This is a genomic window from Nocardiopsis nanhaiensis, assembly GCF_054778635.1.
In genome coordinates this window covers 17,119-30,015 of record NZ_BAAGZJ010000094.1, presented here as the reverse complement: position 1 = coordinate 30,015, position 12,897 = coordinate 17,119, and the positions used below count along the sequence as shown (strand labels likewise).

9 protein-coding genes are annotated in these 12,897 nt (G+C 70.1%); 5 read left to right on the top strand and 4 right to left on the bottom strand.

Annotation, left to right across the window (positions count from 1 at the left end; all coding sequences use genetic code 11):
• Positions 1-908 precede the first annotated feature (908 nt).
• The 5 genes from dnaK (at position 909) to clpB (ending at position 8,110) form a co-directional block, all read left to right on the top strand.
• On the top strand, positions 909-2,777 hold the full coding sequence (gene dnaK, locus ACYVD1_RS29935) for a molecular chaperone DnaK (RefSeq protein ID WP_460756568.1): 1,869 nt from the start codon (positions 909-911) through the stop codon (positions 2,775-2,777).
• 44 nt (positions 2,778-2,821) lie between these two features.
• The gene (gene grpE, locus ACYVD1_RS29930) at positions 2,822-3,568 is read left to right on the top strand and encodes a nucleotide exchange factor GrpE (RefSeq protein WP_460777861.1); all 747 of its coding nucleotides are present in this window, start codon (positions 2,822-2,824) and stop codon (positions 3,566-3,568) included.
• 155 nt (positions 3,569-3,723) lie between these two features.
• On the top strand, positions 3,724-4,890 hold the full coding sequence (gene dnaJ, locus ACYVD1_RS29925) for a molecular chaperone DnaJ (protein WP_460777860.1): 1,167 nt from the start codon (positions 3,724-3,726) through the stop codon (positions 4,888-4,890).
• Positions 4,887-5,396 (top strand): heat shock protein transcriptional repressor HspR, encoded by a 510-nt coding sequence (locus ACYVD1_RS29920; protein ID WP_460777859.1) that lies wholly within the window; start codon positions 4,887-4,889, stop codon positions 5,394-5,396. The genes dnaJ and ACYVD1_RS29920 overlap by 4 nt, the downstream gene beginning before the upstream one ends.
• Before the next feature lie 98 nt (positions 5,397-5,494).
• Positions 5,495-8,110: an ATP-dependent chaperone ClpB gene (gene clpB / locus ACYVD1_RS29915; protein WP_460777858.1), complete on the top strand. Its 2,616-nt coding sequence runs from the start codon at positions 5,495-5,497 to the stop codon at positions 8,108-8,110.
• Between the two features lie 84 nt (positions 8,111-8,194).
• Here clpB and ACYVD1_RS29910 read toward each other — a convergent pair whose 3' ends face one another.
• The 4 genes from ACYVD1_RS29910 to ACYVD1_RS29895 all read right to left on the bottom strand — a co-directional run bounded on the left by ACYVD1_RS29910 (position 8,195) and on the right by ACYVD1_RS29895 (position 12,894).
• Positions 8,195-9,643 carry a phytoene desaturase family protein gene (locus ACYVD1_RS29910; protein WP_460777857.1) on the bottom strand — a complete coding sequence of 483 codons (1,449 nt, stop codon included), beginning with the start codon at positions 9,641-9,643 and terminating at the stop codon, positions 8,195-8,197.
• A 61-nt stretch (positions 9,644-9,704) separates the two neighbouring features.
• Complete coding sequence (locus tag ACYVD1_RS29905; protein ID WP_460777856.1) at positions 9,705-10,970, bottom strand: RNA polymerase sigma factor; 1,266 nt, start codon at positions 10,968-10,970, stop codon at positions 9,705-9,707.
• A 74-nt stretch (positions 10,971-11,044) separates the two neighbouring features.
• On the bottom strand, positions 11,045-11,482 hold the full coding sequence (locus ACYVD1_RS29900; protein WP_460777855.1) for a YciI family protein: 438 nt from the start codon (positions 11,480-11,482) through the stop codon (positions 11,045-11,047).
• 107 nt (positions 11,483-11,589) lie between these two features.
• The gene (locus ACYVD1_RS29895; protein WP_460777862.1) at positions 11,590-12,894 is read right to left on the bottom strand and encodes an MFS transporter; all 1,305 of its coding nucleotides are present in this window, start codon (positions 12,892-12,894) and stop codon (positions 11,590-11,592) included.
• Between the last annotated feature and the right edge of the window lie 3 nt (positions 12,895-12,897).

The following is a 12,897-nucleotide window of genomic DNA, read 5'->3' as shown; positions in this document are numbered from 1 at the left end:
CGGCCCACACTCACGGTCCGCCAGATCTGGTACGAACCCAGAGCGAACAAGGCGAGCGCGACCACGGCGAAGACCGAGGTGATGATGCCCAGTGTCAAATACAGAGGATGCATCGCCGGAGGCCTCCCATCCTGCTTTCGTCATCCGGTGCGCCACACACCGGTGGTCCTGATAGATGTTACTAGCGAGTAATAGCACTGCTGACACCGGGACCCGACCGGCTTGACCGGGCCCACGGCATCTGAGGGCTCACGTCCCTCGCGTCCGTCACCGTGCGTCCGGGCTACGGGACCGCGTCCGCACATGGGTGCCAACCGTAGCCAGCCCTCCGCGCAACAGAATCACGCGGGTGCACCCGAGTCTCCCCGAACACACCCCCTCACCTCTATGTAAGCGGACATCGGGGCAGACCGGGGACACTGAGGCATCGGTAGGAGCACCGGTTCGCTCCACCGCTCCCCCAACTCCCGCCCGCCCCGGTCCACCGCCTTCGTGCCTGCGCCCCTTCGCGCGCCCGCGCGAGAGTGCCGAGAGGGAACAGGGAGAAGGCGCGCGACGGGACTGAGCCGCCGCCCACAGGCTGTGCACAACCGGCGTGCGGCACCCCGCCCCGGACACGGCACACCCGCTGTTCGCTCAGCGCGATCCCACTTCCCGGCCCACCCCCGCGTCCAACCCCGAGAGGGCCCGGCAACCCCTGGTTTCCAGGTCAAGGATGTCCCTGAGTTGCCCCGGGTTTCGCCCATTTCCTCGTGGAATCTGCCCAGGCCGGGAACATCCCCGCCTAGCCGGCCGTTGTCAGGTCGTAGGAAGTAACCTGAGTCGGGTCGACTCAACTGACTTGACAGCCCCCACCCGACGAAGCAAAATTACGTCTGTACGACTCAACTTTGACGGAGGAAACAACCATGGCACGTGCGGTCGGAATCGACCTCGGTACGACGAACTCGTGTGTCGCGGTCCTTGAGGGTGGCGAGCCGACGGTCATCACCAACGCCGAGGGCTCCCGCACCACCCCTTCGGTCGTGGCCTTCGCCAAGAACGGTGAGGTGCTCGTCGGTGAGGTGGCCAAGCGTCAGGCCGTCACCAACGTCGACCGGACGATCCGCTCGGTGAAGCGTCACATCGGCACCGACTGGTCGGTGGAGATCGACGAGAAGACCTTCAACCCGCAGCAGATCAGCGCCTTCATCCTGCAGAAGCTCAAGCGCGACGCCGAGGCCTACCTGGGCGAGGACGTGACCGACGCGGTCATCACCGTCCCGGCGTACTTCAGCGACTCGCAGCGCCAGGCCACCAAGGAGGCCGGCACGATCGCCGGCATGAACGTCCTGCGCATCATCAACGAGCCGACCTCGGCCGCGCTCGCCTACCACCTCGAGAAGGAGGACGAGGCCACGATCCTCGTCTTCGACCTCGGTGGCGGTACCTTCGACGTCTCCCTCCTCGAGGTCGGCGACGGCGTCGTGGAGGTCAAGGCGACCAACGGAGACAACCACCTCGGTGGTGACGACTGGGACCAGGCCGTCGTCGACTGGCTGGTCGAGAAGTTCAAGAACTCCAACGGCGTCGACCTGTCCAAGGACAAGATGGCGCTCCAGCGCCTGCGCGAGGCCGCGGAGAAGGCGAAGATCGAGCTCTCCAGCTCCGCCGAGACGCAGATCAACCTGCCCTACATCACGGCTTCGGCCGAGGGCCCGCTGCACATGGACGAGAAGCTCACCCGCGCCGAGTTCCAGCGCCTGACCTCGGACCTGGTCGAGCGGACCAAGACCCCGTTCCAGCAGGTCATCAAGGACGCCGGGATCAACCTGGACCAGATGCACCACGTGGTCCTGGTCGGCGGCTCGACCCGTATGCCCGCCGTCGCCGAGCTCGTCAAGGAGATGACCGGCGGCAAGGAGCCCAACAAGGGCGTCAACCCGGACGAGGTCGTGTCCATCGGTGCCGCGCTGCAGGCCGGTGTGCTCAAGGGCGAGGTCAAGGACGTCCTGCTGCTGGACGTCACCCCGCTGTCGCTTGGCATCGAGACCAAGGGCGGCGTGTTCACCAAGCTCATCGAGCGGAACACCACCATCCCGACCAAGCGCTCCGAGATCTTCACGACGGCCGACGACAACCAGCCGTCCGTGCAGATCCAGGTCTACCAGGGCGAGCGCGACATCGCCCAGTACAACAAGAAGCTGGGCGTCTTCGACCTGACCGGTCTGCCCCCGGCGCCGCGCGGCGTCCCGCAGATCGAGGTCACCTTCGACATCGACGCCAACGGCATCGTGAGCGTCACCGCGAAGGACCTGGGCACCGGCAAGGAGCAGTCCGTCACCATCTCCGGTGGTTCGGCGATGTCCAAGGAGGACATCGACCAGATGGTCCGCGACGCCGAGCAGTACGCCGAGGAGGACCGCAAGCGCCGCGAGGAGGCCGAGGTCCGCAACAACGCCGAGTCCCTCGTCTACCAGACCGAGAAGGTCATCACGGACAACGAGGACAAGATCCCGGCGGACGTGCGCTCCGAGACCGAGGCCGCCGTTGCCGAGCTGAAGACCGCCCTCGAGGGCACCGACGTCGAGGCCATCCGCACCGCCAGCGAGAAGGTCGCTCTGGCCAGCCAGAAGATCGGTTCCGCGATCTACAGCCAGGGCCAGCAGGGTGGCGAGGGTGCCGCCCAGGGCGAGCCCGGCGCCGACGCCTCCGCAGACGGCTCCGCTGACGACTCCGACGTCGTCGACGCCGAGATCGTCGACGAGGAGAACGGCAAGGGCAACCAGGGTTCCTGAACCGGGCAGCCCACTGAGAGCCGAGGAAGGAGGGAACGTCGGAGATGACGCCGTCGGAGAACAACAGTCCCGACGCCGGTGACGGCGACGAGACGCAGGGTCCGGTGATCCGGGACAACCGCAAGGTCGACCCCGAGACCGGCGAGGTCCGGGACCCGCAGGGCGGGTCCGCCGCTGAGGCCGAGGGCTCCGAGGAAGAGCCCGAGATCGTCGAGGCCGAGGTCGATGAGGTCCCCGAGGTTCCGGACACCCCGGAGTCCGTGGTGTCCGAGGCGATCAACGCCGACGAGCGGGTCATCGAGCTCACCAACGACATCAAGCGGGTGCAGGCGGAGTACGCCAACTACCGCAAACGTGTCGACCGCGACCGTGTAGCCGTCCGCGAGATGGCCACAGCCCAGGTCCTCAGCGAGCTGCTGCCGATCCTGGACGACATCGGTCGGGCCCGCGAGCACGACGAGCTCAGCGGCGGGTTCAAGGCGGTGGGCGAGTCCCTGGAGACCACGGCCACCAAGCTGGGCCTGGAGAAGTACGGCGAGCAGGGCGACGAGTTCGACCCGAACGTCCACGAGGCGCTCACCCTGGTCCCCGTACCGAATATCTCCGTCCAGTCGGTGATCGAGGTGTTCCAGCCCGGGTACCGCATCGGGGAGAGGATCCTCCGTCCGGCCCGCGTGGTCGTCGGGGAACCGATGGACGGCGCGGAGGAGGCCCCGGCCGACTCCGCCGACGAGCCTTCGGACTCCACCGACGCCTCCGCCGACAGCGGCGAAGGCGGGGACAAGAAGTAGGTACGGGTCAGGCCCCTAGAGGGGTGGCTCTGGTGTGGCCGTGGCTGACGTGAGAACGTCGGTCACGGCCACCGGCCGACCCCGGCCCCGCGCGGCGCGGGGCCACATGGAAACATCGGACGCAACCGGCACCAGCGGGGAGAAGGCACCAGTCGATGAGCACCAAGGACTACCTGGAGAAGGACTACTACAAGGTCCTGGGAGTCTCAAAGACGGCCTCCAAGGACGAGATCAAGTCGTCCTACCGCAAGCTGGCCCGGGAGAACCACCCGGACGCCAACACCGACGACCCCAAGGCTGAGGACCGCTTCAAGGAGATCTCCGAGGCGTACAACGTCCTGTCGGACGACAGCCGCCGCAAGGAGTACGACGAGGCGCGTTCGATGTTCGGCGGCTCGTACCGCCCCGGGGGCGGTACCGGCCCCGGCGGGTTCGACATGAGCGACATCTTCGGCCAGAGCACCCCGGGTGGCGGCGGTGCCCCCGGAGGCGAACGGCTGAGCGACCTGTTCGGCGGACTGTTCGGCAACCGCGGCCGGGGCGGCCAGGCCACCCGCAGCAGGCGCGGAGCCGACGTCGAGACCGAGACCACGCTGAGCTTCCGCGAGGCCGCGGACGGGGTGACCCGTTCGTTCCAGCTGAGCAGCGAGGCCCCGTGCAACACGTGCAGAGGCACGGGAGCGCGCGCCGGTTCGGCCCCGCGTATGTGCCCCAAGTGCAGCGGCACCGGGCACGAGAGCACCAACCAGGGCGGCTTCTCGCTGTCCGAGCCGTGCAGTGAGTGCAGGGGACGGGGCCTCGTCGTCGACGACCCCTGCCCCACCTGCACCGGTAGCGGGCGCGGCAAGAGCACCCGCACCATACAGACCCGTATCCCCGTCGGCGTCACCGACGGGCAGCGCATCCGCATCAAGGGGAAGGGCGCGCCGGGCGAGAACGGCGGGCCCAACGGTGACCTCTTCGTCGTCGTCCACGTGAAGGGGCACCCGGTGTTCGGCAGGAACGGCGACAACGTCACCATCACCGTCCCGGTGAGTTTCCCGGAGGCGGCACTGGGCGCCGATGTCCGAGTGCCCACCATGAGCGGGTTCCCGGTGACCGTGAAGGTCCCGCCGGGCACGCAGAACGGGCGCACACTGCGTGTCCGCGGCAAGGGCGCCACCCGCCGGGACGGCACCATGGGCGACATGCTCGTCACCTTCGAGGTAGCGGTGCCCCAGACACTCAACGGCGACGCGCGCGAGGCGCTGGAGAAGTTCCGCGCGGCGACCTCGGACTACGACCCGCGAGCCGACCTCGAAGCGCGGGCGAAGGGCGCGTGAACACCGTGAACGATCCTTCCTTCGGGGCAGACGCACCGGTCTACGTGATCTCGGTGGCCGCGGAGCTGGCCGGGATGCACCCGCAGACGCTGCGGCAGTACGACCGGTTGGGGATCGTGTCTCCGGGCCGCACGTCCGGACGGGGTCGCCGCTACTCCATGCGCGACGTACGGACGCTGCGCGAAGTGCAGCGCCTGTCGCAGGAAGAGGGCATCAACCTCGCCGGGATCAAGCGGATCCTGGAATTGCAGGACGAGGTGGAGGAGCTGCGCGAGCACCTGTTCCACTTGGCCAACGAACTCGAGGCGGCCCGCCGGGCGGTGTCCCGGCGGGGCCACCCCAGCCCCCGTCCCGAGGCCGGGCAGGGACGCGGGGAGCTGGTGCGCCGCACCCGCGTCACGATCTTCAACACCGCCGAGCCCGGGGACGACCTCCCCGAGCGGGGGAACGGGAACGGCGAACAGCGCAGGGACGGGCCCGGCCGGGGCGAGTCCGACGAAGGCTGAGACCCGGGACTGACGGGGTTCCGGCGAACTGGTACCGGGCACGGCCGGCCCTCTACTATCACTCTGAGTGACAATACCTGTGAAAGGAGTCACCAGCCATGAACTACAAGCTCACCCAGAAGAGCCAGGAGGCTCTGGCCGCTGCCATCCGCCAGGCCACGTCTGACGGCAGCCCGCAGACCGAACCGCTGCACCTGCTCAGCGCGCTCCTGGACCAGGCCGAGGGCATCACCCGGCCGCTGCTCAAAGAGGTCGGTGCCAACCCAGACCAGCTCAGGGACAGGGTCGAAGCGGCCATCGGCAACCTGCCCAAGGCAGCGGGTTCCACGGTCAGCTCCCCGAGCTCGTCACGGCAGCTCATCGTCTCCATCAACACGGCCGCCCAGCGCGCCAAGCAGATGGAGGACGAATACGTCTCCACCGAACACCTTCTGGTGGGGCTGGCCACCGACGGCGGCGAGGCCGCCCGCCTGCTCAACGAGACCGGAGCCGGCCCGGAAGCCCTTCTGGAGGGTTTCGAACGGGTCCGCGGCACCGGCCGGGTCACCTCGGAGAACCCCGAGGACACCTACCAGTCCCTGGAGAAGTTCGGTGTGGACCTCACCGAGCGCGCCCGCGAGGGCAAGGTCGACCCGGTCATCGGCCGGGACGGGGAAATCCGCCGGGTCATCCAGGTCCTCAGCCGCCGCACCAAGAACAACCCCGTGCTCATCGGCGAGCCCGGTGTGGGCAAGACCGCCGTGGTCGAAGGGCTCGCCCAGCGCATCGTGGCCGGCGACGTACCGCAGTCACTGCTCGGCAAGCGGCTGATCAGCCTCGACCTGTCGGCGATGGTCGCGGGCGCCAAGTACCGCGGCGAGTTCGAGGAGCGGCTGAAGGCGGTGCTCTCGGAGATCAAGGAGTCCGAGGGCCAGATCATCACGTTCATCGACGAACTCCACACCATGGTGGGCGCCGGCGCCGCCGAGGGCGCCATGGACGCGGGCAACATGCTCAAGCCCATGCTCGCCCGCGGTGAGCTGCGCATGGTCGGCGCGACCACCCTGGACGAATACCGGGAGAAGATCGAGAAGGACCCCGCGCTGGAACGCCGCTTCCAGCAGGTGTTCGTCGGCGAGCCGTCGGCCACCGACACCATCGCGATCCTGCGCGGCCTCAAGGGCCGGTACGAGGCGCACCACAAGGTGCAGATCTCCGACTCGGCGCTGGTGGCCGCGGCCACCCTGTCGGACCGCTACATCACCGCCCGCTTCCTGCCGGACAAGGCCATCGACCTCATCGACGAGGCCGCGTCCCGCCTGCGCATGGAGATCGACTCCAGCCCCGTGGTGATCGACGAGCTGCGCCGCGCCGTCGACCGCCTCAAGATGGAGGAGATGGCGCTCGACAAGGAGTCCGACCCCGCCAGCCAGCAGCGCCTGGAGCGGCTGCGCGCGGACCTCGCCGACAAGCAGGAGCAGCTGACCGGTCTGGTCGCGCGCTGGGAGCAGGAGAAGGCCGGGCTGAACCGGGTCGGCGACCTCAAGGGGCAGCTGGACGAGCTGCGCACCCGCGCGGAACTGGCCGAGCGCGAAGGCCGCTTCGAGGAGGCCTCCCGGCTGATGTACGGGGAGATCCCGCAGCTGGAGGACCAGATCGAGGAGGCGTCCAAGGCGGAGGAGAACGCCGCGGACTCCGGTGCCGACAGCATGGTCAAGGACGAGGTGGGCGGCGACGAGGTCGCCGGGGTCGTGTCCTCCTGGACCGGCATCCCCGTCGGGCGGCTCATGGAGGGCGAGACCTCCAAGCTGCTGCGCATGGAGGAGGAGCTCGGCCAGCGGCTGATCGGGCAGAAGGACGCCGTCGCCGCCGTGTCCGACGCGGTGCGCCGTGCTCGGGCGGGCATCTCCGACCCGGACCGGCCCACGGGCTCGTTCCTGTTCCTGGGCCCCACCGGTGTGGGCAAGACCGAGCTGGCCAAGGCGCTGGCCGAGTTCCTGTTCGACGACGAGCGCGCGATCGTTCGCGTCGACATGAGCGAGTACTCGGAGAAGCACTCGGTGTCGCGCCTGGTGGGCGCGCCCCCCGGGTACGTGGGCTACGAGGAGGGCGGCCAGCTCACCGAGGCGGTGCGCCGCCGCCCCTACACCGTGGTGCTGCTGGACGAGGTGGAGAAAGCCCACCTGGAGGTGTTCGACACCCTCCTGCAGGTGCTGGACGACGGCCGCCTGACCGACGGCCAGGGCCGCCAAGTGGACTTCCGCAACACCATCCTCATCCTCACGTCCAACCTGGGCTCGCAGTTCCTGGTGGACCAGTCAATGGAGGAGTCGGCGCGCCGGGACCGCGTCATGGACGTCGTGCGCGCCACCTTCAAGCCGGAGTTCCTCAACCGGCTGGACGACGTGATCATGTTCGAAGCGCTCTCCACCGCGGACCTGACCCGGATCGTCGACCTACAGGTGGCGAAGCTAGGCCGGCGCCTCGCGGACCGGCAGCTCACCCTGGACGTCACCGCGGGCGCCCGCGAGTGGCTGGCCCTCACCGGCTTCGACCCGAACTACGGTGCCCGGCCGCTGCGCCGCCTGGTGCAGTCCTCGATCGGCGACCCGCTCGCCCGCGAGCTGCTTTCGGGTGAACTCACCGAAGGCGACACCGTTGTCGTGGACGTCGACGACACCCAGGACAAACTGTCCGTGACCACCAGGAAAGCCGAAGAGCCAGTGGAGGCCTGAGAGCCTGGTGGGCTCTGAGCTGTACACGGGCGTGCGGGGCGGCCGCGCGGGGACGGGGGTTACGGAGGCGCCCGCCCCCGGCGTTCACGGCGACAGGTCCGGTGCCTCGCGCACCCCGTGCTCGCGGCGCAGCGCGGACAGCGCGGCCAGGTGGCCCGACATGCCGTGCACACCCGGCCCCGGCGGGGTGGAGGCCGAGCACAGGTACACCCCGGGGAGGGGCGTGCGGTAGGGGTCGAGTGCGGGCACCGGGCGGAACAGGGCCTGGTGGATGGACATGGCCCCGGAGGCGATGTCCCCGCCCACGTAGTTGGGGTTGTACTCCTCCAGCTGGGCGGCGGACATCCCCCGGGACTCGACGACGGTGTCCGAGAACCCGGGGGCGTAGGTCTCGATGCGCCGCCGGATCAGGTCCACCGGGTCCCGGGGGTCCCCGTTCGGAACATGGGCGTAGGCCCACACCGGGCGCTTGCCGGGCAGGGCACGGCCGGGGTCGGTGACCGCCGGATCCACGAGGAGGACGAACGGGTCCTCCACCCTGCGGCCGCGCGCGGTCTCCGTCTCGGCTCGGAAGACCTCCGCCTGGGTTCCGCCCAGGTGCACGGTGCCCGCCGCGCCCACCCCGTCCGCCGCCCATGGGATGGGCTCCGAGACGAGGAAGTCCGCTTTGGCCGCGCCCGGGCCGTAGCGGAATCGACGCAGCGCCCCCGCGTAGCGGGCGGGCAGACGGCCGCCCGCGAGGCCGAGCAGGCCCTTGGGGGACACGTCGAGCAGCACGGTGCGGGCCGGAGGGAGTTCGGCGAGGTCGCGGATCCGCCGTCCGGTGTGCAGGACGCCTCCGTGCGCCTCGACGTCGGCGACGAGGGCTTCGGCGATGGCCCCGCTGCCGCCCCGTGGCAGCGGCCAACCGGTCTCGGTGTGGGCCAGGTGGCCGAGGAGGAGCGCCACGGCCGCACCGGGGAGCGAGGGGAGCGCGCCCACCACGTGCCCGGCCACCCCGGCCAGCAGCGCTCTGGCCCGCTCGGTGTTGAACGGTCCGGACCCCGTTCCGTGCGCCAGCACGCCCCGTGCCAGGTGGAGTGCGGCGGGCACGTCCGGCGGCAGCGACCTCTGTCCGGAGATGCCGAGGTCCACGACCCCCCGGGTGCGATCGACCAGCGGGTCCATGAGGCGGCGCCAACGCCCCCCGTCGGCGCCCAACCCCGCACAGGTGGCGTCGAGGCCGGCCTCGGCCAGGGCTGCCCGTCCCCCGGGCAGGGGGTGCGCGTACGGTGTGGCCGGCCGGAGCAGTTCCACGCCCCGGCCTTCGAGGTCGAACTCGCGGAAGAAGCGCGCCGCCCCGGCCATGGGGTGGACCGCGGCGCACACGTCGTGCACGACGCCGCTGTCGAAGAGTGGGACCGATCGAAGGCCGCCGCCGACCGTGTCGGCCTGCTCGAAGAGCTCCACCCGCAGCCCCGCTCGGGCGAGCGTCACCGCCCCGGCCAGCCCGTTCGGACCGGTCCCGACAACGACCGCGTCAGTACTGCCCATCGGTACTCCTCCCCCGCGTTCAGTCATTCGGTCGAGGCTCTCCAGCTGGTCGGAATCGAGGCTACGGGTTCTCGCACAGGCGTGACCGTTCCATCAGCAGCCCGCGTTCGCTTTCGTTGCGGGTGAGGTCGGCGGCCCGTGCATACTCCTCTCGGGCCTCCGCTCTCCGGCCCACGCGCTCCAGCAGATCTCCGCGGACCGCGGGGAGCAGGTGGTAGCCGTCCAGGGCACCGGATCCGGCCAGGGCGTCGACGATCCCGAGCGCCGCTCCCGGGCCGTGCACCATGGACACGGCCACCGCCCGGTTGAGTTCGACCACCGGCGAGCCGGTGCGCCGGGCCAGCTCACCGTACAGGCTGGCGATCCCGTGCCAGTCGGTGTCCTCGGGGCGAGCGGCCAGCGCGTGTTTGGCGGCGATGCCCGCTTGGAGGGCGTAGACGCCGCGGTGCAGCACGGGATCGGGTGGAGCCGCACGGTCGAGTGCGGCCAGTCCCCTGGTGATGAGCAGCCGGTCCCAGCGGGAGCGGTCCTGCTCGGCGAGGGGGACGGGCTCCCCTCCGGGGCCGACCCGGGCACGGAACCGGGAGGCTTGGAGTTCCATCAGCGCCACCAGCCCGTGGACCTCGGGTTCCTTGGGCAGCAGCCCCGCGAGGACCCGGCCGAGCCGCATGGCCTCCTCGCACAGTTCGGGGCGCAGCCACCTCTTCCCCGACGTGGCCGTGTAACCCTCGTTGAACACCAGGTAGAGCACCTCGAGGACGTCGGAGAGCCGGGCGTCGCGGTCCTGGCCGCTCGGCACCTCGAACCGGACCCCCTCCCGGCTCAGCTTCCGCTTGGCCCGCACCACGCGCTGGGCGACGGTGGCCTCGGGCACGAGGAAGGCGCGGGCGATCTCGTCGGTGGTGAGCCCGCCGAGGAGCCGCAGGGTGAGCGCCACCCGTGCCTCGGTGGACAGCACCGGGTGGCAGCACACGAACATGAGCTTGAGGAGGTCGTCGCCGTAGTCCTCCTCGAAGACGGCGTCGAACGCGGCCTGCCCGTCGTTCTCGGCGACCTCACGGCCCAGCTCCACCATGCGCGACCGGAAGCGTGCGTCGCGCCGCCACCGGTCGAGGACGCGGCGCCGGGCAACGGTGGTCAGCCAAGCTCCGGGCTTGCGCGGAACGCCCTCCTCGGGCCACTTCTCCAAGGCGGCGACCAGGGCGTCCTGGGCGAACTCCTCAGCCAGGCCGACGTCTCCGACCATCCTGGTGAGCGCGGCGACCAGGCGGGCCGACTCGATCCGCCAGACCGCCTCCACCTCCTGCGTCACACCGGTGTGGCCCACGGCACCATCCCAGCACCGAGGGCCGCACCGGCGCAACGAGGTCCCGACGCCAAAGGGTTTCAGGGCAACGGGGCTCAGCCGTTCCGGTCCTCCTGCCGGGCGCGCAGCTCGCGCTCGCGGTCCTTCAGCTCCTCGGACATCTCGTCGAAGTCCTCCAGCTCACCGATCCGGCGCAGCTGGAGCTTGAGCACGGTCGGATCCCCCTTGGGCGGGTGCGGGCACCGCTTGGCCCACTCCACGGCCTCCGCGTGCGAGGACACCTGGAGGACCCAGTACCCCGCGATGAACTCCTTGGCCTCGGTGAAGGGGCCGTCGACGACGGTGGGGGCGCCGTCGCGGAAGACCACCTCGGAGCCCTCCGAGGTGGGCCTGAGCCCCTCCCCGGTCAACAGGACACCCGCCTTGTCCATCTCCTCGTTGTAGGCGGCCATCTCCTCGTACACCTCGGGCGCAGGGGCCCAGTCCTGGGCCTCGGTCCCGGGGGTGCTCATAATCGACATCAGGTAGCGCATGGTTTCCGCCCTCTTCCGGGTGTGGCGCGGGGCCTCTTCCCCGCTCTCACCGGTACGTCGAACGGACCGGCGCCGGATCGACACCCCTCCCCACTCTTTTTCCGCCTCTACTCCCTTCCCGGTTCGTCGCCCTGTTCACCCTGGTCATAGCCGCTCTTCCGCTCCGCCGCGGCCACCTGCTCCGCCTCGACGTCGTCGGCCTGGGAGACGAGGCGCCGCAGTGCGGGGACCGAGGGGATCAGGGTGAGGAGGATGACCAGCCCGGTGGCCACCGGCACGTAGAACAGCTCCACCCGGCCCAGGAAGCCTCCCAGGACCGCGCCGACCGGAGAGAGGCCCGCGCCGAGCATCTGGACGCAGGACATCACCCGGCCCAGCTGGGTCCCGGGCACGATCAGCTGGATGGCGCCGATCAGCACGATGTTCGACGAGGTCATGGCGAAGCCGACCACGACCCAGAACCCGGCGGCCGCGTAGGCGTTGGGTGAGAGGCCGAAGGCGACGCAGGACAGGCCGGCCATGGCGAAGAGCATCAGCTCGGTGCGGAAGCGGCCGAGCCTGGCCACGATCAGGCTCACCGTGGACGCGCCCAGCACGGCACCCACGGCGGACGAGCCGAGGAAGACGCCGTAGAGGACGGCGGGCACCCCGAAGTGGTCCTGCACCAGCAGGACCATCACCCCGGTCAGGGCCATGAACGCCATGTTCACGGCCACGTTGAAGCCCATGACCGGCCCGAGGGAGCTCTTCCGGAAGACGAAGACCAGCCCTTCCCAGATGTCGGCGAAGACCGAACGCGCGGCCCCGCCTTCGCCCGTCCTCTCCGCCTCGCCCTCCGGGTGCCGGGGCCTGCGCACCGCCAGCGGAAGACCGAGCAGGACCAAGGCGCCCAGCACGTAGGCGCCCGCGTTGACGGCGAGGGGCAGGAAGGCCACCACCGCGAAGAGGAAACCGGCGAGGGGGCCGCCCGCGAACTGCTGCATGACCGTCTGCCCGCCGACCAGCCTGCTGTTGGCCCGGTCGATGGCCCCGGCGGGCGCGATGTCCGGCAGCATCGCCCGGCCGGACAGGTCGTAGAACACCTCGCAGACCATCACGGTGAACATGACCGCGTACAGGACCCAGATCGTGGCGTTCTCGGTGGCGACCAGAGCCGCCAAGGCGACGAGGGCGCCGCCGCGGCCGAGGTTGGTCATGACCATGAGGCGGACCCGGTCCACCCGGTCCACCACCACGCCCGCGAAGAGCCCGACCAGCAGCCAAGGCAGGAACCGGACCGCGGTGAGCCCGGCGACCAGCAGGGGGTCGTTGGTGAGCATCGCCGCCACCAGCGGCAACGCCACCAACATCATTCCGTCGCCGAGGTTGCTCGACAGACTTCCGACCCAGAAACGGTTGAAATCCCGCCCCATGGG

What these genes read in the sequence shown, in the direction of transcription:
- dnaK (WP_460756568.1), top strand. Translation starts at nt 909, where the DNA reads ATGGCACGTGCGGTCGGAATCGACCTCGGTACGACGAACTCGTGTGTC.
- grpE (WP_460777861.1), top strand. Translation starts at nt 2,822, where the DNA reads ATGACGCCGTCGGAGAACAACAGTCCCGACGCCGGTGACGGCGACGAG.
- dnaJ (WP_460777860.1), top strand. Translation starts at nt 3,724, where the DNA reads ATGAGCACCAAGGACTACCTGGAGAAGGACTACTACAAGGTCCTGGGA.
- clpB (WP_460777858.1), top strand. Translation starts at nt 5,495, where the DNA reads ATGAACTACAAGCTCACCCAGAAGAGCCAGGAGGCTCTGGCCGCTGCC.
- ACYVD1_RS29910 (WP_460777857.1), bottom strand. Translation starts at nt 9,643, where the DNA reads ATGGGCAGTACTGACGCGGTCGTTGTCGGGACCGGTCCGAACGGGCTG.
- ACYVD1_RS29900 (WP_460777855.1), bottom strand. Translation starts at nt 11,482, where the DNA reads ATGCGCTACCTGATGTCGATTATGAGCACCCCCGGGACCGAGGCCCAG.
- ACYVD1_RS29895 (WP_460777862.1), bottom strand. Translation starts at nt 12,894, where the DNA reads ATGGGGCGGGATTTCAACCGTTTCTGGGTCGGAAGTCTGTCGAGCAAC.